17 protein-coding genes and 3 pseudogenes are annotated in these 21,549 nt (G+C 46.3%); 10 read left to right on the top strand and 10 right to left on the bottom strand.

Annotated features, from left to right (window positions below; translation table 11 throughout):
* Nucleotides 1–29: 29 nt before the first annotated feature.
* The 3 genes from NSQ51_RS02065 to NSQ51_RS02075 form a co-directional block, all read right to left on the bottom strand.
* On the bottom strand, nt 30–830 hold the full coding sequence (locus NSQ51_RS02065; RefSeq protein ID WP_064213564.1) for an AAA family ATPase: 801 nt from the start codon (nt 828–830) through the stop codon (nt 30–32).
* Nucleotides 823–2,076, bottom strand: a complete 1,254-nt coding sequence (locus tag NSQ51_RS02070; RefSeq protein ID WP_117219280.1) for an IS481 family transposase — start codon at nt 2,074–2,076, stop codon at nt 823–825. Before NSQ51_RS02070 ends, NSQ51_RS02065 begins: the two co-directional genes overlap by 8 nt.
* Nucleotides 2,077–2,228: 152 nt before the next feature.
* Complete coding sequence (locus NSQ51_RS02075; RefSeq protein ID WP_033011705.1) at nt 2,229–2,774, bottom strand: DUF6431 domain-containing protein; 546 nt, start codon at nt 2,772–2,774, stop codon at nt 2,229–2,231.
* 344 nt (nt 2,775–3,118) lie between these two features.
* Between NSQ51_RS02075 and NSQ51_RS02080 the strand changes: the two genes are divergently transcribed.
* The 3 genes from NSQ51_RS02080 to NSQ51_RS02090 are packed head-to-tail and all read left to right on the top strand — an operon-like array spanning nt 3,119 to nt 7,239.
* Nucleotides 3,119–4,240 (top strand): hypothetical protein, encoded by a 1,122-nt coding sequence (locus tag NSQ51_RS02080; protein ID WP_121650198.1) that lies wholly within the window; start codon nt 3,119–3,121, stop codon nt 4,238–4,240.
* Between the two features lie 12 nt (nt 4,241–4,252).
* Entirely contained in the window at nt 4,253–5,752 is a 1,500-nt protein-coding gene (locus NSQ51_RS02085) for an AAA family ATPase (protein WP_049625165.1), read from the top strand.
* A 14-nt stretch (nt 5,753–5,766) separates the two neighbouring features.
* Complete coding sequence (locus tag NSQ51_RS02090) at nt 5,767–7,239, top strand: hypothetical protein (RefSeq protein WP_049625166.1); 1,473 nt, start codon at nt 5,767–5,769, stop codon at nt 7,237–7,239.
* 273 nt (nt 7,240–7,512) lie between these two features.
* Here NSQ51_RS02090 and NSQ51_RS02095 read toward each other — a convergent pair whose 3' ends face one another.
* Complete coding sequence (locus NSQ51_RS02095) at nt 7,513–8,649, bottom strand: IS110-like element ISGka2 family transposase (protein WP_064213609.1); 1,137 nt, start codon at nt 8,647–8,649, stop codon at nt 7,513–7,515.
* Nucleotides 8,650–8,818: 169 nt separating this feature from the next.
* On the opposite strand from NSQ51_RS02095, the gene NSQ51_RS02100 reads away from it, so the two are divergent.
* From NSQ51_RS02100 to NSQ51_RS02115, 4 genes are all read left to right on the top strand, one after another.
* The gene (locus NSQ51_RS02100) at nt 8,819–9,187 is read left to right on the top strand and encodes a metalloregulator ArsR/SmtB family transcription factor (protein WP_121650172.1); all 369 of its coding nucleotides are present in this window, start codon (nt 8,819–8,821) and stop codon (nt 9,185–9,187) included.
* Entirely contained in the window at nt 9,180–11,318 is a 2,139-nt protein-coding gene (locus NSQ51_RS02105) for a heavy metal translocating P-type ATPase (RefSeq protein WP_121650173.1), read from the top strand. The genes NSQ51_RS02100 and NSQ51_RS02105 overlap by 8 nt, the downstream gene beginning before the upstream one ends.
* A gap of 43 nt (nt 11,319–11,361) precedes the next feature.
* Nucleotides 11,362–11,526, top strand: a complete 165-nt coding sequence (locus NSQ51_RS02110) for a hypothetical protein (RefSeq protein ID WP_183085383.1) — start codon at nt 11,362–11,364, stop codon at nt 11,524–11,526.
* Between the two features lie 365 nt (nt 11,527–11,891).
* Nucleotides 11,892–13,361, top strand: coding sequence for an alanine/glycine:cation symporter family protein (locus NSQ51_RS02115; protein WP_049625515.1), 1,470 nt, complete (start codon nt 11,892–11,894; stop codon nt 13,359–13,361).
* Nucleotides 13,362–13,516: 155 nt separating this feature from the next.
* On the opposite strand, the pseudogene NSQ51_RS02120 reads toward NSQ51_RS02115, so the two are convergent.
* Together NSQ51_RS02120 and NSQ51_RS02125 are read right to left on the bottom strand one after the other, a co-directional pair.
* Nucleotides 13,517–13,887, bottom strand: a pseudogene (locus NSQ51_RS02120) (metalloregulator ArsR/SmtB family transcription factor).
* A pseudogene (locus tag NSQ51_RS02125) lies at nt 13,850–14,014 on the bottom strand (SRPBCC domain-containing protein); the annotation flags it as partial. The pseudogenes NSQ51_RS02120 and NSQ51_RS02125, both read right to left, overlap by 38 nt.
* Nucleotides 14,015–14,121: 107 nt before the next feature.
* On the opposite strand from NSQ51_RS02125, the gene rlmD reads away from it, so the two are divergent.
* A complete protein-coding gene (gene rlmD / locus NSQ51_RS02130) occupies nt 14,122–15,510 on the top strand; it encodes a 23S rRNA (uracil(1939)-C(5))-methyltransferase RlmD (RefSeq protein ID WP_033013910.1) in 1,389 nt (462 codons plus the stop codon).
* 58 nt (nt 15,511–15,568) lie between these two features.
* Here the strand turns inward: rlmD and sstT are convergent, their stop codons facing one another.
* On the bottom strand, nt 15,569–16,831 hold the full coding sequence (sstT, locus tag NSQ51_RS02135; protein WP_049625516.1) for a serine/threonine transporter SstT: 1,263 nt from the start codon (nt 16,829–16,831) through the stop codon (nt 15,569–15,571).
* Between the two features lie 419 nt (nt 16,832–17,250).
* Nucleotides 17,251–17,685, bottom strand: a complete 435-nt coding sequence (locus tag NSQ51_RS02140) for a sporulation protein (RefSeq protein ID WP_235434225.1) — start codon at nt 17,683–17,685, stop codon at nt 17,251–17,253.
* Nucleotides 17,686–17,780: 95 nt separating this feature from the next.
* On the opposite strand from NSQ51_RS02140, the gene NSQ51_RS02145 reads away from it, so the two are divergent.
* The gene (locus NSQ51_RS02145) at nt 17,781–18,959 is read left to right on the top strand and encodes an RNA-guided endonuclease TnpB family protein (RefSeq protein ID WP_011231306.1); all 1,179 of its coding nucleotides are present in this window, start codon (nt 17,781–17,783) and stop codon (nt 18,957–18,959) included.
* Between the two features lie 182 nt (nt 18,960–19,141).
* Here NSQ51_RS02145 and NSQ51_RS02150 read toward each other — a convergent pair.
* Nucleotides 19,142–19,495: pseudogene (locus NSQ51_RS02150) on the bottom strand (sporulation protein); the annotation flags it as partial.
* A gap of 163 nt (nt 19,496–19,658) precedes the next feature.
* Here NSQ51_RS02150 and NSQ51_RS02155 point away from each other — a divergent pair.
* A complete protein-coding gene (locus NSQ51_RS02155; RefSeq protein ID WP_020754997.1) occupies nt 19,659–20,108 on the top strand; it encodes a (deoxy)nucleoside triphosphate pyrophosphohydrolase in 450 nt (149 codons plus the stop codon).
* A gap of 65 nt (nt 20,109–20,173) precedes the next feature.
* Here the strand turns inward: NSQ51_RS02155 and NSQ51_RS02160 are convergent, their stop codons facing one another.
* Nucleotides 20,174–21,352, bottom strand: a complete 1,179-nt coding sequence (locus tag NSQ51_RS02160; protein ID WP_049624932.1) for a Gfo/Idh/MocA family oxidoreductase — start codon at nt 21,350–21,352, stop codon at nt 20,174–20,176.
* Between the last annotated feature and the right edge of the window lie 197 nt (nt 21,353–21,549).

A 21,549-nucleotide genomic window follows, 5' to 3' on the forward strand; every position in this document is an offset into this window, starting at 1 on the left:
CAAAAGAGGCCGATTCGGCCCCTTTCGTGCTAATACCCCATTTCCTCTGCGGCCATGCGCACCACTTCTTCGTCAATGGCGTCCTTTTTCAGCTGATACCCGTATAACAGGCACGTCGTGGCCAACGTGTTGATCACCCGAGGCCATCCCCGCGACTGCAGGGCAATCGCCTCTAACGCCGATGGGGTGAAGATCGGATGCTTCGCCCCGGCCTGTTTCATCCGATGTTCGATGTAGCCCGCCACCTCTTCCTTCTCCAGCGGCCCCATCCGGTATCGCATGATGATCCGCTGGTCGAGAGGGCGGTGCTGATTGAGCCGCAGCTTCCCCTGTAAATGGGGCAGCCCGGCCAAAATCAAGACAAATGGGTTGGTCGAATCCATCTCAAAGTTGAACAAGATCGCGATGTCCTGTAAAAATGCATCCTTCGCTAAATGCATCTCATCCAAAATGAACACCGGCGTGATCCGCCGTTCATGATACAATCGCTCGATCGCCTGCTGGATTTGGCGGAAGAGGTCTACCTTGCGGTACTTCGGTTCCTCTCCTAATCCCAAGGCCAGTCCACGGTAAAAATCCATCACGCCTCCGGTGGATAACGGAAAGTAGACGACATGATACAATGATGGATTCAATGACTCTTTCAGCGCCCGAAGGGCGAACGTCTTGCCCGCCCCCGGCTCTCCGATCAACAGCCCGATCCCCCGGGTTCGTTTCACGTACTCCAGCGCCCGCAACGCTTCCTGAAATGACGCCCCTTGATACGCCTCGGACGGGTCTGTTTCTTTCGCAAACGGCTCCCGCGAAAGGGAGTAAAACGATTTATACACTGTGTTCTCCCTCCTTCGCCGGAATCGCCGCAAACGGGGACCGATGGCGTTTTACATAGGCATTGTCCTCCAAACGCACCCGAATGGCTTCCGCCACCCGTTTGCCCTCTTCGTACACATAGACGCCTCGTTCGTCATAGCGGAGCTCAATCGATTGCCCAATGAACCGAGGCGGCACTTCGTATAGCTGTTTATTCAGGGTGATTGTGCCATCGGCTTTCACCTTGCGGTGCTCCCGTTTCAGAAAAATCGCATCCAGCCAATCGCCATCTTCGATGAACGACACGAGATGCACTTGCGATTGAAACACCTCATGCGGCGTTTTTCCGTCCAGTGAGGCGTGCGGTTTTCGATGATACTCCTCTTCAAGCCACTTCCAAAAACGCTCGTTCAACTCGTCAAGCGATTTCGGCGGATTCAGCTCCAACAGTGGATAAAACCGTGTCTGTACGGTGCGGAAGAACCGTTCGATTTTTCCCTTGCTTTGCGGGTCATACGGCTGGGTGTGGATGAGCGTAATTCCCATCTCGGCGCACGCATACTGCAGCACCTCGGACCGATAAATTTTCCCGTTGTCCGAGTAAATGCGTTTCGGCTTCCCGCAACGAAGCACCGCTTCCTTCGTGACGATCCGCAGCCCGTCAAACTTCTCCGAAGGGAAAAATTGGGCATATGGCACTAACCGCGAGCAGTCATCGATATACGCGATCAAAAACGTTTTCTGGGCTTTCCCATGGACGCGAATCGTGGGTCCATGGGATAAGTCCCCTTGCCATAGCTCATTGATCTGGTCATACGCAAAACGCTTTCGCTCCGGCATCGGCAAGATTTCTTTTCCCACCAGGTTGTGTTTTTTCAACAATCGGTATATAGTAAAGTAAGAGGTATGATTTTCTGGGATTTCCCCCTGCTCGATCAGGTGTTCGTAGAACACCGTCACGGGCATGGTGGGATGTTCTTTTCTTAGGGCTAAAATATGATCCTCATCATCGGGCGACAGACGCCTTGAGTGGCCGCGGTCCGAACGGCGCTTCGGCTTTAAGGCGTCAAAGCCCCCTTTTTTGTATCGGGTGCACCAATCGAGGATCGTCTTGGCTGCGATTCGTTTGTCTCCCTGGTGGGGAACATGGTGCACTCGCTCGCTCACCTCTTTCAGATACGTCTTCGGTTCCACCTGCCCATTCACCAACGGAGCGATTAGCCCGTACCGAAACAGGGCAATGTCGTGTCTCATCGACTCATTCATTCAAATCTCCTCCTTGTCTCACTTGGAATCAGGACCGTTCCGGTCCGTCTGCCCTTATCGTACCGAATTGCTTTTTCTCCGTCGATAGGAAAGGTTTGTGGGAACCGAAACTATTTCCAATTTAGGGTATGTATGTAAAATCAGGATCCCATTTAATTCGCAAAAGGGTGTCGGAATCCGCCCTCCCACATCTCTCTGATGGCCGAATCAAGACCGTGTTCCTCTAACGTCTGGATCCACCAAGAAGCCCGTTCCTTTTCTTTTTTCACGATAGGGCCTATGATCCTCCACCGCCTCGCAAAAAAGCTGTGAAGGCTTGATAGGTTTCGGTAGAACCGTCGGACATAAAAGATGATGCCGTCCTTTGTCGGGAGAAACGGAGCCTGGTTCGTCCTTTCGGTCAATCCCAACTGCTCTTTCACGACTTGCCATATGGCGGACAACGTATACTGAAAATACGGGAGGAGAAAGGAAGGCAGCACACTCACCGTCTTCAAGCATTCCCGACAGCGATACCGGACAATCCAAATGCGATAATCACCATGTGGGGTCAATGCGTTTCGCTCATAGTAACCGTGGCGGTGCAACGGGCGCTTGGCCCGGCAATGCGGACACTTTTTCAGAAGAGGGAAGTCGTTTTCTTTTCCACGCTCTGCATACGTTTGGACGTCAATGCCAAAGTCATGAAATTGGATCACGTCCTCCTCCCCCTCCTATGAACCGATGGATTTTCTCTTCCGAAATAATTCACAAAAAATTTAGCACATTCTTTCAGAAAAGGGGAGAGGGCTTTCTGAAGGAATGTGCAAAAAAATGTCTCTTTTGTTCCGAAATAAAGTGATAATTTACAGTCAGCGATAAATATTCACATGTTCAATACATTGGTTTAAATAATCCCAAAGTAAAACTGTTGTGTGAAGGGACTTTCAATGCCAAACAAAAGGGTATCTCTTTCGCTAATTTAGTTCTAACTTCAGATACAGATATTAGATTCAAGCCAGGTACGAACTCTAATGTTACATTTGAAGGAAAAAATATATCGTTGCAAAAAGGTGATTTTAATAATCTTATAGGAAGTATAAAGATTGATTACAGTCAGTTTGGAGATTCGGGTTTTTCTGATGGTCATAGAAATATTTTTGTATATGAAAATACGATTGTAGTTAGAAAAGGAAAATGTTTTGTTTTTTATGATTTAAATAGTGGAAAGGGGATTAATCAATTCAAATCGAATTTTTTTGGTTATGATGATATAAAAGCATTTAGAGAAAAGCATATGTTTTATATTTTAGATTATGAAAAAGTAGATGGTCCAGGTAATCGATATAAGAGTGTGTTATACATCTTTGATTTAAATAATCCATATAAAATGAAAAAACAAGAATTGGATTTAATTTGGAACGAGGGAGATGTAAATGCGTTCGGAAATATAACTATTGAAGATAATAAATTATTTATCAATGAAATTTCTAATGGTTTTCTGGGAACAGGGGATGTTAGCTATTATTCATATTCCATTAATTTAAATAACTTAAGTATTATAAGCAGTAAGTCATACAGAAAAATTAACATGAAGTTAAAAGATCTGAGAGCATTTTCAAGAAATGAAAACGATTGTTTTTCAATTTATAGACAACAACTTTATTATATTCCCTCTTACGGTGCGGGAGAATTGTTTAATCCAAAATCATTTTATCCAATGTTTAAAATAGGAATGAAAAGCTTTAAGATTGCATCGGATAAGATATTTGCTGTCCCGTTAAAAGGCAACCAACGAAATGTTGATGGAGGACTATATTTCGGGAGTTCTCCGTTTCCACTAAGAAATATATATTCCTTCTTAAAAAATGAAAAAGATAAAGAAGGAGAAATTGCTGTTTTTGACTTGAATACAGGTAATAAGATAGCAGATTTACCAACACCTCCATTTTATTTCATGAATGTGGTTGATAGATATTTAGTGACTGCAAGAGTTGGTTTAAAAAGAGAAGATGGTACAGAAAAACCAGGGGAAATTAGTATTTGGGATACTGATACATTAGAAAAGTTAAGCACGATACAAGTACCAGGATTGTTTGATTGGTCTTATGAATTTGATATTGATGTTAGCGATGATAAAATGGCAATTCTATATAAGGACCAAGTGTTTGTTTATGGATCGTAGGGAGGGGAGCAAATGCTTTTAGAACAGGTAAAAGAAAAGGTATTGCATTACGTTGACGCACAATTTCCTATTCTTTATCTAAATACATTTGAAGAAGCAAAAGCTGATGAAATCATAAAGAAATCTGCTTATGGAAGAGAAATTTTAGAATGGAATGCATCAAGAGGGTTTGTTGATTTCCGAACAAAACTTCCTCTTCTGGAGGGAATGAAACAATTAGAAGTTACTTTATCGTTTTTGAATAATAATGATGAACTAAGAGGAAAAATCCTTGTAATAAAAGACGTGCATCATTTTATTGACAATCCTTATGTCATTAGCAGGTTAAAAGACATTTCTCTTCGTATTCATAATGGATTGGAAACAATAATCTTTCTGGTTTCGCCTGTTTTGAAGATTCCTGTTGAGTTAGAAAAGTATACAACCATTATTGAAATGGATTATATGGGAGAAAAAGAAATAAAAAGTTTGATTAAACAGTTTATAGAGGTTAATGAACTACCAGACATATCTGACTCGTTGTTAGAGGAGTTTACCACTGCCTTTAAGGGGTTAACTGAATACGAGATTATTAATATTTTATCCCTTGCCTACTCAAAAGATGGTAATCTGAATCGTAAAGATTTAGAAATTGTATATGAGCAGAAATACCAAATGATTAAGAAATCAGGAATTCTTGAGATGATTCCTCTAAAGGAAAGCTTTGATGAAATCGGAGGACTTGATAATTTAAAAAAATGGCTTTCCAACAAATCCATCGTCTTTAAAAATATGAACAAGGCAATTGAATACGGAGTTGATATTCCAAAAGGAGTATTAGTTGTAGGGATGCCTGGCTGTGGGAAATCACTAAACGCTAAAGCAACAGCTCACCTTTTTGGTATTCCTTTACTTCGGTTAGACATGGGAAGATTAATGGGGAAATATGTTGGAGAGTCTGAAGCGAATATGAGAAAGGCGATTAAGTTAGCGGAAGCGATTTCTCCTTGCGTTCTTTGGATTGATGAGCTTGAAAAAGCCTTTGCAGGTATCGGGAACAGCGGGAACACAGAGGTAGCCAGTCGATTGTTTGGTCATTTTTTAACATGGATGCAAGAAAAACGGAGCCCAACTTTTGTAGTCGCTACTGCAAATGATATTTCCAACTTACCACCCGAATTATTAAGAAAAGGTCGTTTTGATGAGATATTTTATGTAGATTTGCCTACAGAAGATGAAAGAAAAAAAATTTTTGAAATTCATATTGGAAAACGAAGAAAAGAAGATTTGGAGAAAATCGATGTAGCTAAACTGAGCAAAAAAACAGATGGATATAGTGGGGCAGATATTGAAGGGGTCGTAAAGGAAAGCATAGAGAAAGCGTTTGTTGCTGGTAAAGAGTATGTCACAACAGAAGATATTCTTACTGTGATAGAAAATACTCGTCCACTATCAGAACTATTAAAAGATAAGATAAAGCTCTTAGCAGAAATTTATAAAAATAATCACTTTAAACCTGCATCCCAAAAATAAGAGAGGGGAAGAGAATGAGTTATAGGGGAGACAATCAGGAGGCATTAGAACTTATCGAACTTATTCAAGGTACTATTGAGAGTTATTCAAAAAAAGAAAAAAGTTTAACAGACGATGCTTGGATTAAAAATGAGTTGCGAAACAACAATTTAGAGATTGATGAGAAAGAGATTGAGGTATTCAGTAAAGAAGTATTAGAAACCATAGAATTGAACAATAGGAACATTGAAAGTATTAATAGAGCAATTGAAAATGGGGTTTCTAAAGAAGCATGGTTTCAACAGAAAGTGCAGGAAGCTTCTGCTGGAATGTCGGTGAACCAAGTTGGGCAATACTTGCAAAACATTGATAATGCAATTAATAATGCAAACGATTTAATGAGTCAAGTAATTCTGAATAATGATGGTACTATTAATCGTAATATTAATCTTGATGGTTTTATTTTTGAACAACATCATGCTAATTCCTTCAATTTAGACGTTGCATTAAAAGGTGGAGATTATAAAGCCGAGGCTTTGAAACCAAATCCTGGGGAAATTTATAAAAGAAATTCTGTGGATTTAGTTATTAAGGATAACCAAGGTAGAATAGTAAAGAAATATCAAGCAAAGTTTTCCTCAGATTATAAAAATGCAACCATAGCCTTTAAGAAAGGGAATTATAAATTTCAGGGAAAACTTGTTGCAAAGGGTCAAGTCGAAAATGTGGCAAAAAGCACAGACACGATAAGCATTAAAAACTATAAAAGCACACCTTTAAGTAAACAAGAGGGAAAAGAGCTTCAGAAACTTGCACAAAGCGGAAAACAAATAGAGGTTGATTGGAACTACTATAAATTAAAAGATTTAACGAGTCATATGACTAAAAATGTAGCATTAGCTGGTGTGCAATCAGCGGCCATTGCAGTTGGGTACGATTTAGTTTATAAATCAATGACCAATAAAAATATTGAAGTAAATGAAGTGGTGGAGTTAGCACTTAAAACAGGGGCGGATTCGGGTGTAAAGACTTCAGTAACGGTTGCTTTAAAAATAGCCTCAGAAAAAGGGCTTTTAAAAGCAATCCCACCTGGAACACCCCCAGCGATAATTGCTAATATTGCAACTGTATCCATCGAAAACGTGAAAGTTTTAAATAAAGTGGCTAATGGGGAGTTGAGTGTCACCCAGGGACTTCAACAAATGGAAAGAGTAACGGTTGCTACTGTTGCTGGATTGGTAAGTGCAGAATTAGGAACTGTTACAGGCTCGGTAGCAGGAGCTTTGGCTTTAAGCTGGATACCGATTGTGGGTAGTCCAGTAGGTGCTGTAATAGGAGGAATTGTTGGAGGTACAGTTGCCTACATGGCTGGTTCAACAATTGGTGGTAAGATATGTGAAACCGCCCAAAAGGTTAGGAAAACTGTCGTTGCTTCATTAAAGACAGGAGCAAGAGCAGTTGGAACAGCGGTTAACAAAGCAAAAAATTTTGTTAAATCACTTTTTTAGTTTGAGTGAGTATTTTTCCATTAGGATCGGTGCCTGTGCACTGCGATCCGAAAAGTAGACAGTATAAATTCAGTTAACGTGAAGGAATCAGAGCGAAACAGTTCTGATTCCTTTCCTTTTCTCGTCTTTTCCGTGAAAATCCCCACCACTTGGTGAGTGCGGTATACGCTCCTGATCCGTGAGGGTATACTGAAAATGGCCAAAAAAGGCAATAGGAAAGCAGAGGTGCCCGATTTTAGGCATCTCGTATAACCTGTCTGCCTTTTGGCTAGACTAAATAAGTTGTGGTTGGCGGAACGGCTCTTTGCGGGAGATCATGCAAAAGATGATCACCAACATCCGCCGAGCAATGGCGATGAGGGCTTTTTTCTTCCCGCACCGGGCCGCCAACGACCAAAACTTTCGGGACAAGGGATGCGTCTTGGATCGAGCTGCTGACCATGCCGCCTCGCATAACGCCGATCGGAGATGGGGATTGCCTTTTGTCGTGCGCGTGCTCTTTCGCTTTCCGGCGCTTTCATGGTTGCCGGGGGACAATCCAGTCCATGAAGCCGCCCGTTCCGGCGTTTCAAAGACGCTCATGTCGGTTCCCATCTCGGCGATGATGACGGCGGCGGTTTGTTTTTTCACTCCGGGCATGGTCATCAGCAGGTTCACTTCCTCGCGATACGGCTCGAGCAGGCGGTCGATGTGTTGGTCGACTTCTTCGATGAGCCGCTCCAATTCCTCAACGTGTTTCCACAAGAGGCGAAGGAGACGGAGCTCGTGTTCGGTCAAGGTGCCGAGCAGCGAATCGTACACCGCTTGCTTTTTCTTTTTGAGCCTTCCGCGCAGGCATTCATCCAACTCGTCCTTGTCCACGTATCCCTTCTCCAGCAGCCGGGCGAGGATGTCTTTTCCGGAAACGCCGAAGAGATCGGAGAGGACCGAGCCGAGTTTGACATTGGAAGACTCGAGCACTTTTTGAATCCGGTTTTTCTCCGAAGTCAGCTGTCCGACCCACTTTTTGCGGAGGCGGGTAAAATCCCGCAATTCGCGAATATCCGCTGGGGGGACGAAACTTTTTTCAACGAGTCCATGGCGGAGCAGCTTGGCGATCCACTCGGCGTCAGAGACATCGGTTTTTCTTCCCGGGACATTTTTGATCCGCTGCGGATTGGCCAGTGTCAAGTCGACATAGCCCTCGAGGAAGGCGAAGACCGGTTTCCAATACACGCCGGTGGATTCCATGGCGACATGGGTGACGCCATGTTCTTCGAGCCACTCAAGCAGGTCGCCAAGTCCTTTCGAGAACGTGGAGAAGGTTTGAATGTCCTTTTGAATGTGTCCATCTTCTTCCCATAGCGCGCAGGCGACGATGGTTTCGGCATGAACATCCAATCCTGCGCAGCGAGGATAGATGACATCCATGATGAAAATCCTCCATTATGGAAGGAGAGATGGATTTTCATGCCTGGGTGGGGAGTAAAATTTACTCATGGATGTTTTTTGTTTTTCATTCAAATAAATACTTGAATAATAAAAGAAATGGGGTATAATATATTCGAACGGAAATTTGAATATGAAAGGGGGATAATGAATGAGTAAGAAAGATAAATGTGAAATTTATTGTTATGACGAAGAAAAAGTCAATCGAATACAAGGGGAATTGCAAAAAGAAGATATATCCAGTGTTGTCCTGTTGTTTAAAGCACTGGCAGATGAAAATAGGGCAAAAATTGTCTATTCACTTTGCCAAGATGAAGAGTTATGTGTATGTGATATTGCTAATATCATCGGGGCTTCTGTTGCAACCACTTCCCATCATTTACGGACTCTTTATAAACAAGGGATTGTAAAGTATCGAAAAGAAGGAAAGCTAGCATTTTATTCGCTGGATGATGACCATATTAAGCAGTTAATCATGATTGCGTTAGTACATGATAAAGAGGTGAAAGTCCGTGTCTGAACAACAAGCAAAATTATCTAAATCAGAAGCGAAAACCTACCGTGTTCAAGGATTTACTTGTGCAAACTGTGCGGCAAAGTTTGAAAATAATGTAAAATCATTGCCAGGTGTTCAGGATGCTAAAGTAAACTTTGGAGCGTCTAAAATTACCGTTTGGGGTACAACAACCATCGAAGAATTAGAAAAAGCAGGGGCTTTTGAAAACTTAAAGGTTCGGGAAGATAAAGAAAAATCAGTCAAGCGTGAACCTTTTTGGAAGCAAAAAGAGAACATTAAAGTGTATATTTCCGCCGTTTTGCTTGTGATCAGTTGGTTTTTAGGGAAGCAATACGGAGAAGAGCATATCTTTGCGACAATTGGATATGCTGCAGCAATTTTAATCGGTGGATATTCGTTATTTATAAAAGGTTTCAAAAACCTAGTTCGATTGAATTTTGATATGAATACGCTGATGACAGTGGCGATTTTAGGAGCTGCAGCGATTGGTGAATGGGGAGAAGGTGCAACGGTTGTTATTCTATTCGCCATTAGCGAAGCCTTAGAGCGTTATTCCATGGATAAAGCTCGTCAATCCATTGAATCGTTGATGGATATTGCTCCAAAAGAAGCATTAATTCGTCGCGGAAATGAAGAAATGATGGTCCCTGTTGACGATATTCAAGTCGGAGATATTATGATCGTAAAGCCTGGTCAGAAATTAGCGATGGATGGAATCGTCATCAAGGGTACATCTACGCTAAATCAGGCTGCCATTACGGGAGAAAGTGTTCCAGTAACCAAAACAGTCGGTGATGAAGTCTTTGCAGGAACATTGAATGAAGAAGGGTTATTGGAAGTAAAAGTTACAAAACGAGTGGAAGATACAACTCTTTCGAAAATCATCCATTTAGTGGAAGAAGCTCAAGCAGAACGAGCACCTTCTCAAGCGTTTGTAGATCGTTTTGCCAAATACTATACACCAGCCATTATCATTTTTGCTCTTTTACTAGCCGTTATTCCTCCATTATTTATGGGTGCTGATTGGAGCGAATGGATTTATCGAGGTCTAGCTGTATTAGTGGTTGGTTGTCCGTGTGCGTTGGTTATTTCCACGCCTGTTTCGATTGTAACTGCCATTGGAAATGCAGCGAAAAACGGTGTGTTAATTAAAGGTGGTATTTATTTAGAGGAAGCAGGATCTCTAAAAGTCATCGCTTTTGATAAAACAGGAACATTAACAAAAGGTATTCCTTCCGTCACCGATGTGGTCACTTATAATGGCAATGAAAATGAACTAATGACCATTACAGCAGCCATTGAAAAAGGCTCACAACATCCACTTGCTTCCGCCATTATAAGAAAAGCAGAAGAAGATGGATTGAATTTTAATGATGTATCGGTTGAAGAATTCCAATCCATTACAGGTAAAGGGGTAAAAGCCAAAGTAAATAACGCAATGTATTATGTCGGAAGTCCAGGTCTTTTTGAAGAACTTCTTCCAAATGGCATCCAATCAGAAATAAAAGAACAAATTACAACCCTTCAAATACAAGGGAAAACGGTCATGGCATTAGGGACGGAAAAAGAAATTCTGGCGTTAATTGCCGTGGCAGACGAAATAAGAGAATCATCCAAAGAGGTTATTCGAAAACTTCATCAAGTCGGTATTGAAAAAACGGTGATGCTGACGGGAGATAACCAAAGAACAGCCGAAGCCATCGGAAAACAAGTCGGGGTTTCCGATATTAAAGCCGATTTACTTCCAGAAGATAAACTGAATTTCATCAAAGAGCTTCGCGACAAGTATCGAAGTGTTGCGATGGTTGGAGATGGTGTGAACGATGCACCAGCTCTTGCAGCTTCAACCGTTGGTGTGGCAATGGGTGGTGCTGGAACCGATACAGCCCTAGAAACAGCCGATATTGTCTTAATGTCTGATGATTTAAGCAAATTGCCATATACGATTAAATTGAGCCGCAAAGCTTTAGCGATTATTAAGCAAAACATTACTTTCTCTTTAGGGATTAAGGCATTGGCATTACTGTTAATTGTGCCTGGTTGGTTAACGCTATGGTTAGCGGTATTTGCCGATATGGGAGCAACATTAATCGTAACATTAAACAGCATGCGATTGCTAAAAGTTAAAGAATAGGCTCTTCACCACAAGTGGCAGTGCACGATAAGGAGGGCTGAACGTGGGCATTTCGTCTCTCATTTTGCTTTTGTTGGTCATGTCGATCGTGTTGTTCGTGTATGGTGTTGTCCAAAAGAGCAAAGCCGCCAAACGGATCGCCTTTGGTCTCTTCATCGCATCGGTCGGATTAGCGGGTTTTGTCGTGTTTCTCATCGGTTATATGTAACGGAAAGCCAAAGCCGAACACGCTGTTCTGTGTGTTCGGCTTTGCGTTTGCGGCGATTCAGATGGGGATCATTAGGGGAGATGGGGCTCGCGCTCAAGGCCTCAAGGACTGGCATTAGGGGATCGTTCGAGGCGGATTTCTCTGTCTTGCCTCATCTATCATTTTTGGGCTTCAAAGTTATTTTTAAAAAAAGCGAAGAAAGTCGTTCATTTTTCTACACGAGGACAAGCGCAGGAAATATAAAGAAAATGCAGAAAAGAATGATATATAAAAAAATTATTGAAGCAGAAGTGTGTAGTATTTATAATATTATTTGGTTATGTGTTATACAACAAAAGTAATCAGCTGGCATAGGAGGGATTGGATTGATTGAAAAGCTCGTGGAAACGGTGAACGGGTGGCTGTGGAGCCCTTTCTTAATTGCTTTTATTGTCTGTTGTGGTTTGTATTTTAGCATTCGCACCCGCTTCCTGCAAATCCGCCACGTGAAAGAGATGATCCGGCTTGTGACGACGGGGAAGGGCTCTGAGGCCGGGGTGTCTTCTTTCCAGGCGTTGACGATGTCGTTGTCCGGCCGCATTGGCGTTGGGAACGTGGCAGGGACGGCGACGGGGATTGCGTACGGGGGGCCGGGCGCTGTCTTTTGGATGTGGGTCATCACCTTTATCGGAGCGGCGACGGCGTATGTCGAGTCGACGCTGGCGCAAATTTATAAAGAGGAACAAGACGGACAGTACCGCGGCGGTCCGGCTTTTTATATTGAAAAGGGCCTTGGCTGGAAATGGTTTGCGGTTGTGATTGCCGGGGCGATCATTCTCTCCATGGCGGTGTTGATGCCGGGGATTCAGGCGAATTCGATCGCGGATGGGTTTTCGAATGCGTTTGGCATTCCGAAATTGGTGACGGGAATTTTCGTGATCGCTGTTCTTGGCTTTACGATTTTTGGAGGAGTGAAGCGGATCGCGAAAACGGCGGAAATTGTCGTTCCGTTTATGGCAGTTGGCTATTTATTGGTCGCGATTGCCATTATTGCGGCCAATATTGAAAAAGTCCCGGATGTGTTTGGCCTGATTTTCAAAAGCGCGTTTGGCGCTGATCAAGTGTTTGGCGGCATTCTTGGGTCGGCCGTGATGTGGGGGGTCAAACGCGGCCTTTATGCGAATGAAGCGGGGCAAGGGACGGGCGCCCACCCGGCAGCGGCGGCGGAAGTGTCCCACCCGGCGAAGCAGGGGCTTGTGCAGGCGTTTTCGATTTATTTGGACGTGTTCTTGGTCGTGACGGCGACGGCGCTGATGATTTTGTTTACAGGTCAATACAATGTGATCAATGAAAAAACGGGAGAGACGATTGTCGAGCATTTGAAAGGGGTGGAACCGGGCGCAGGGTATACGCAGGCGGCGGTGGACACGCTCTTCCCGGGATTCGGGTCGGCCTTTATTGCGATCGCTCTGTTCTTCTTCGCGTTTACGACGATGTACGCGTATTACTATATTGCCGAGACGAACCTCGCCTATTTGGTGCGCAGTGAAAAGAGGGGAACGGCCTTCTTTGCCTTGAAGCTCGTCTTTTTGGCGGCCACGTTCTATGGAACGGTCAAAACGGCGACGACGGCGTGGGCGATGGGCGACATCGGGCTTGGCATCATGGTGTGGCTCAACTTGATTGCGATCTTGTTGTTGTTTAAACCGGCCTATATGGCCTTGAAAGATTATGAAGAACAGCTGAAGCAAGGGAAAGATCCGGAGTTCAACGCGTCGAAATACGGAATCAAGAACGCGAAATTCTGGGAAAATGGATATAAGAGATGGGAAGAAAAGAAAGAGAAGACATTGTAACAGGTTGATTGGTTGGAGTCGACGGTGTCCCGGATGCAGCGGGACACCCTTTTTTCATCATCATCTATATGGATAAGGAACACTTTCGTTAGACATTCTCTAGGATGGGCATCCTCGAACCATCTTGCCCCCCGTGAATTCATGCGATTTTGCCATTATGATGGCTCCTCATCCGCTTCCACCATACGCTTGAGAGCCGCAAGCCGTTCATCCAATACCCTTCAAAGAAGGAAAGCCACGTTTTCAGTTCGACGAGAGGTTCGGGCTCCAGCCTGTACCTTGTTTCGCGTCCCGTTTTCCGACAGCTGCCCAACCTTGCTTCCGAAAGCACACGAAGATGTTTATTGACAGCTGTGCGGCTGATCGGGAAGGATTTGGCAATCGCGGCAATCGACAATTCGTTGTCCGCGAGCAGCTGCAACATCTGGCGGCGGGTTGGATTGGCGATGGTGTGAAACACATCGTGCTTCGGCGTGGAAACGGTTCGTTTATCCTTCGAGATATGTGGGAAGTTTTTGGTTGACAATGTTCTCCCACCCGTCATCCATAATCTTGCGAACGACTGTGTGAGGCTGCCCAAATTCGGTTGCTTTGTCCGCATCCCATCCGGAATGAATCAAGGTGAATTCCGTTTTTCCGTCTTCCAATGCTTTTCATTCCCAATCTTTTCCCCTGCGCGAAGTTTCTTTGGATTCGTCCACTGATCGTGTACAATACATAAAGGGTGACAACATCGTTCATCTCGGAAGGAGGAAAGCCGTTGACAGACAGCGCAAAACAATCATTCATTACGGACATTCAACAGTTAGATAAAAAAGGAGCCGGGCAAGCGGTCGTTTGGCATGAAGAGGAGGGAAAGAGAAAAAAGCTCAAACTCACTGTTCCGTCCACGCTTCCTGGTGAAAGGGTGCGGGTTTTGATCGATTGGCCGAAACGCCGGAGGGCCCATGCCCGAGTGGAAGAAGTGATTGAGCGGCATCCAGAGCGGCTCGATCCGCCGTGTCCGCACTTTGACCGCTGCGGCGGCTGTGTCTGGCAGCACTGGCGCTATGAGGGACAGCTGCGGCATAAGACCGAACAGGTGAAGGCGCTGCTTGCCCAGCACGGATTTGATCCGGACGTTGTGCGCGAGACGATCGGGATGGAACATCCGTGGCATTACCGCAATAAAATGGAGTTTACGTTCTCTCCTGAGGGCCTGCTTGGACTGCACGAGCAAGGGAATTTCCGGCAAGTGGTTTCGTTGGAGACATGTCTCATTGCCGGCGAGAAGATCGTCAAAGCCGCTATGGAAGTGGCGCGTTGGGCGCGCGATCATCAGCTGCCTGGGTATCACAAAGACACCCATGAAGGGCTGCTTCGCCACGTCATGGTGCGCGAGTCGTTTGCGACAGGAGAGGTGATGGTGGCGCTCTTTGCGACCGAGGCGCCGGAAGGGGAGTTGAAAGAAGCGGCGGCTGATTTGACGGAGCGGATCACGAAGGCGCTCCCGGACGTGAAAAGTTTGCTTTGGCTGGAGAATCGGGCGTGGGCCGACCGCACCCAGGCGGAACGAACGCACGTGCTGGCCGGACGGGATTTCATTTACGATGAATTGTGCGGGTTCCGCTACCGTCTTTGGTTTGATACGTTTTTCCAAACGAACCCGGTGCAGGCGGCCAAATTGGTTGAACTGGCGTTGGAGATGGGCGAGCCCAAGCCCCATGAGAAAATGATCGATCTCTTCTGCGGAGTCGGCACGTTTTCCTTGCCGTTCGCCAAGCGGGTGAAGGCGTTGGCGGGCATTGAAATTGTGGAAACGTCGATCGAGTCGGCGAAACGAAACGCGAAAGACAACGGCGTTGACAATACGTACTTTTTGGCGCGGGATGCGCGGCGCGGGATTGATGACGTGTTGGAGCAGTTCGGGCGGCCGGAGCTGCTGCTTTTGGATCCTCCACGTTCTGGCGCAGGCGGAAAAGTGATGCGCAAAATCGGCCGAGCGCAACCGAAGCGGGTGGTGTATGTCTCCTGCAATCCGGAGACGTTTGTGGCGGATATTGCGGAGCTAGCCCCGTTTGGCTATGTGTTGAAAACTGTCCAACCGGTGGACATGTTTCCGCATACGGCGCATGTCGAGTGCTGTGCGTTGCTTGTCAAATCATCATAAATCAGGAAAAGCCCGTTCCCCCAAGTGAGAGGGAAACGGGCTTTATACAAGAAGGGTTTCAGTTGCCACCCGCTCGTTTTGCATGAAATTCAGATTCGATGATGACGGCGGTTTTTTCTTTGCGTCTCTTCGCATATTCCGCTGTTGCGGTGAAAAGAACATCGGAAGAGGAGTTCAGGGCCGTTTCACATGAATCTTGCAACACGCCAATGATAAAACCAACCCCTACTACTTGCATGGCAATATCATTTGGGATGCCAAACAAACTGCATGCCAACGGGATAAGGAGAAGCGAGCCGCCCGCGACGCCGGATGCCCCTGTAGCGGCGATGGTGGAAAGAATGCTAAGAATCAGCGCTGTACCTAGATCGACTTCAATCCCCAATGTGTGAACCGCAGCAAGCGTCAACACGGAAATCGTAACGGCGGCGCCAGCCATATTAATCGTTGCACCGAGAGGGATCGAGACCGAATACGTATCTTTGTTTAATCCGAGTTTTTCAGCCAAATTCATATTCACCGGAATGTTTGCGGCCGAGCTGCGCGTAAAGAAGGCGGTCATTCCGCTTTCCCGAATGCATCTCCACACGAGCGGGTACGGATTTTGGCGAATGTTCACAAAGACAATCAGCGGATTTATGACGAATGCCACGAAAAACATCGTCCCAAGAAGAACGGCCAATAACTTTCCGTATTCGATGAAAGCGGAAAGCCCGTTGGTGACCATCGCGTCAAAAACAAGCCCCATGATTCCGATGGGTGCCAAATTGATGACCCATGTGACAATGTTTGAAATGGCGTCAGAAAAACTGGCGATGACGTTTTTGACCGTCTCCGGCGCAGGTCTTAATGCGATGCCAAGCAGCACCGCCCAAGTCAGGATACCGATATAATTCGCATTGATCAGTGCATGAATAGGGTTATCAACAATATTAAGCAACAATGACTGAAGTACCTCTGTTATGCCGCTAGGGGGAGAGATATCTTTCATCCCTTCAGCTAAAGATAAATGAACCGGAAAGATGAAGCTGGCCACGACGGCGGTAAGACCGGCTAAGAACGTGCTGGCCCCGTATAGGACAAGAATGTGTTGGATATTTGTTTTTTGGCCGCTTTGATGGCGGGAAATGGCGGAGACCACGAGAAAGAACACCAATACGGGTGCGACGGCCTTTAGAGCGTTGACAAACAAGGAACCAAAAATGGACACCCATTTTGTTGATTCCGGGACGGCCATGGCGAGGACAATCCCGATGATGATACCGACAAGGATACGTCTGACAAGGCTAAGCTGATTCCACCTTACAATGAGTTGCTTCATAACGTTCCTCCTGACACTCATGGATGATCAAGAATGAAATTCACCGTACATGCACAAGTGTTTTCTAGTGGTGAACAAACACTATTTTAGCATGAATATTAGTGATTAACGAATAGATTGTTATATTAGAATAGCTTGAATTGTACAAATATTGCATTGCCTTTTGCGCTTATGGCAAGGTCGAAAAAGAAGCCAGCCGCGATGGGGTTGACATCGGTTGCAAAGCAAAAAGCTCACTGAATCCTAGCCGTATGAATCAAAACAAAAGGAGTGTGTGGTGCAATTTGAAATTGTAGTAATGTGGTTTTTGCAGAACAGTTGGGTCGACTGCAGGGAAGATAGACAAGCTTTTCACTGCATCCGTATAGCACATAGTACAAAAGGGCCGAGTGGCCCCTTCGTTTTTTGCCCCTTTTCGCTCAGCTATACCGGCTAATTGCATTCGCCAACCATTGCGCCAATGAAGCGACATCGCTCGGCCCATAGGTGAACCGGACAAGCGTTTCGTCCATATCAAGCGCCTCGGAAAGCAATCCAGCAAACCCGCGCGCTTTGCGGTCAATCTCTAAAATGGCTTCAACCCCATGCTCGGAGACAAAGAAAATGGCCTCCAGTTCGTCAAGTCGGCCTTTAAACGGTCCGCTTGCCGGCTTGAATTCAAACTCTTGGACAAACGGCAGCCGCTGTTGCCAATAGCGCGGCGCTTGTTCGCATTGCACATGGCGAAGGCGGAAACCTAATTGGCGGGCCGCCTCGAGAAACGCGGCGACAAGCGGGTGCGGTTCGATGGCGAGATGGTCGCGGTCTTGCGGGTCGAGCGCCGTTTTAACATAAATCAGCCAGAAGTCCCCCACCTCTACAGGTGGGGGATGAATGGCGTTCGGTTTTTCTGTTTTTTTCTTTCTTCTTTGGATGGCAATAGAATACAATAAACATAGGAGGTGAAACCATGTATCGAACGCTGAAAACCCGTTTTCGGGCAAAGAAAGAAGTTATCCAAAAACTATTTGAATGCAATCGTATCTCCGCAGAAGTTTGGAACGAATGCCTTCGTTTGGCAAAAGAACATCATTTGGAAACAGGAAAATGGATAACCAAAACGGAACTGCAAAAAGCAACAAAAGGTCGTTTTTCTATCCACAGCCAAAGCATCCAGGCGGTTGTGCATAAATATATCTTTGCCCGTGATGGGGCAAAAGAAGCACGGAAAAAAGGAGAAAAAATCAAATATCCATACAAAAAGAAAAAACATTTCAACACGAAATGGGCAAAAGATGGGTTTGTTTTGCATGAAGACGGAACGTTGGAACTGTCGCTAGGAATTTGGAATCGAAAACGACAATCTCCTTTGGTGGTGAAAATCGACAAAGAGAAACTTCCAAACGGAAAAGTCAAAGAAATCGAGTTGGTCTATGACCGTGGTTTGTGGCTTTGTTTATCGTATGAAGATGGGAAAAAACCAAAAGAAAATCCATGTAAAAACCGTGTTGCTATTGACCCAGGGGAAATTCACACCATCGCAGCCATTTGTGAAAATGGGGAAAGCCTCATTATCACGGGAAGAAAAATAAGAAGCATTCATCGGTTGAGAAACAAGAAATTAAAAGAACTGCAAAAACTCATGAGCAGATGCAAAAAAGGCTCCAAACAATGGAAAAAGTACAATCGGGCGAAACAATATGTACTTTCGAAATCAGAGGCACAACTAAAGGATGCACTGCACAAAACCACGAGACAATTTGTTCGTTGGTGTTTGGAAAACCAAGTGAAAGAAGTCGTCATTGGAGATATCGAAGGAATCCAACGGAATACGAAAAAGAAACGAAACAAAAAGACCAATCAGAAATTATCCAATTGGTCGTTTGGAAAATTATTTGATTATCTCAAATACAAATTGAATGCCGAAGGAATTCAAATCGAGAAAAAAGATGAAAGTTATACCTCGCAAACATGCCCTGTTTGCGGGAAGAAAAATAAATCTTCTTCTAGAAATTATACATGTCAATGCGGGTACAAACGACACCGTGATATCCATGGGGCAATGAATTTATTTGCCAAAGTATATTATGGTGAAATCCGCCCATTGGAATTTACGGTCAAACCGTTTACGTATCGACGGATTGCTTAGGTATGAAGTCGTAGATGGCGAGTTCCCGCCCTTGAGTATCATGGATACTCATGTTGCCTGTGGCTCCCAACGGGACGGGTGCCAGGTGTTGCCTGCAGATAGGCTGCCAACCAGCCTATCATGCATCCACCTCCGAAGGGGAAACAGGAAACCCCCACTTCGATAAGTGGGGGAGGTTCATTGTCAAGGCCGGTTTGCAGCCATACCCGCGAAGAACCGAGCGTGACCGGTACGTCGTACGGCAAGGCGAATTGAAACGGGATCGTTTTCGTTTCGTTCGGCGCGATCGTCAGCGGGCCGCTCACTTTGTAGCGCGCCAGCACGGCTTTTTCTTCAAATTTCTTATCATCGATTTCGCGGATGTACGTTGTGACTAATGCCAAATAAATTTCATCAATGTGCTGTTCGACGCTGCCGCCGCGAATGTCGACAACCCCTTCGACGGTTTCGCCTTAGACATATTGCGCTTTGGCGAGCTTCGTATCAACAGCGGCGGCACCGATGCCGATCGAACTTAACAGTTTTTTGAACAACACGTTCTCCCCCTTGTCAGCGATTTCAGTTGAGAATACGGAGCACCTGGTGAAAAGGTTCTGCTCTTCTTTAAAGTAACATAACGCCTAAAGGGGTTTCACTGTTTTGGAAAGCGAGACGGTTTTTGCTAAAATGGCGTATATGGATGAGAAGGGCGGGTCATGAATGAAACGGGTCATTCATGTTGTCGGGGCAGCCATCTTCAATGAACAGAGGGATGTGTTATGTGCGTTGCGCGCGCCGAACATGTCGCTGCCCAACGTGTGGGAGTTTCCGGGCGGCAAAGTGGAAGAGGGGGAGCGGCCCGAAGACGCTTTAGTTCGGGAAATTCGCGAGGAGCTTGGCTGCACCATTTCGGTCGGTGAGTTGTTGGCTGATGTGTTCCATGAGTATGAACACGCCATCGTGCATTTGCGGACGTATGAAGCCCGCTTAGTCGATGGGGAGCCGCGGGCGCGGGAGCATGCTGAGCTTCGGTGGGTGCCGCTTCAAGCATTGCGCTCTCTTGAGTGGGCGCCGGCGGACATTCCGACTGTTGAGGCGTTGTTGGTTGAGGGGGAAGCGCAGAAGGGCGTTTTGGACGTTCTGATGAGACCGAGATCTATCGACGATTGAGGTGAAGAAAGCCTGGTTGCGGCCGTTTGCCATGTGGCCGCACCAGGCTCTTTTGGTGTCAGCAGTTAGCGGATGTCAAGTGGGTCGTCTGCTTTATCCGTCACGGTGCACGCTTCCGCCAAAGCGAGGTCGGCGGCGGCGTCTTCGGCGGTGACGAGGACGCGCCAGCTCGGGTTCTCGATCAAACGGCAAAAATCAAGAAAGCGCGTTTGAGCGATCGCTTCGTACCACCCGTGGCGGTCCGAGAGCACCACGGTGCGCTCGTATGGGCGGCGCGGAGCGGCTGAAGGTTCCGTGGGCGGCAACAGCCGGTCGGCCGCTTGCTGCAGTTGTTCGATAGCGTCAGCCGACGGCTTTGTCGGGATGGCGTCAAGCCAGGCGTCAATGCAGGCTGCCTCCTCGTCAGTGACGAGGCCGGAGACGGACAGCTGCGTCGGAATCCAGCCGTCAAGCACGATGCGGCCGCGTTTCGTATGAATGTCCCAGTGCGTCGATTCCGAAGCGGCAGGGTCCATCGTAAAGCCATGGTAATAATGGACGGGGATGCGCCGGCCCTTGCCTTCATGAATCACCGTAGCGCCGACGCGCGGCCGTGTGCCGTCTGGTTCCTGAAGCGCGAATCCGCGTGCGGAAGCCGCTTCGCCAAACCAGTCGCGTCCGACTTCAAAAAAGTGGACGCCGTGCTCAATGAGAATGCCTCCGCTTCGCCGCTCGTCCCAAAACCAATGGCCTTTGGCGACGCGGTGAGCCGCGTTGTGAAGGCTTGCGTAGTCCACTGGGCCAAGAAGCGCGCGATGGATGAGTTGCTTGACAGCTTCAGCGAGCGGGTGGTAGCGAAGAACGAGATTGACCGCCAACGCCCGGTTTTGGCGGGCGGCGAGCTGGATGTTCGCCCGCAGCGCCTCGGCGGTGAGGCCGCCTGGCTTTTCAAGGAGCACATGTTTTCCTTCCTCAAGCGCCCGCTTGGCAAGCGGGGCGTGCAAATGCGGCGGGGTGGTGAGAATGACGATGTCAACATGCGGGTCAACGATCAATTGTTCAGCTTCGCGGTATTCGCGCACGTCGCCCGCCTGCGGCTGACGGCGGCGATAGGCGTCGATGACGCGCTGGCGCTTTGCGTCCGTTCGGCCGGCGACGGCAGCAAGCTGAAAGGAAGGAAGCGGGGCGAGCGCGCCGGCTAAAAATTCAGCGAATGCACCGGCGCCGGCGATGCCGACACGGTAACGGAAAAATGAAGAAATCATGGCGTATTCTCCTCCTCCCTCACATATATATAGCATTAACGATGTACATTATACCGCAAAGAAAAAGAAGAACGAGAAAATGAAAGTTTTGAAATTTGCAAGCATCAATCATTCCTCATCGATACCATCCGACAATCATTTCGCTTGCGCAACAGAAGGAATATTATGTATATTATTATTAGCAACCATCTCAGTCG

The sequence above is a fragment of the Geobacillus sp. FSL K6-0789 genome (genome assembly GCF_038593135.1).
GTDB lineage: Bacteria > Bacillota > Bacilli > Bacillales > Anoxybacillaceae > Geobacillus > Geobacillus stearothermophilus.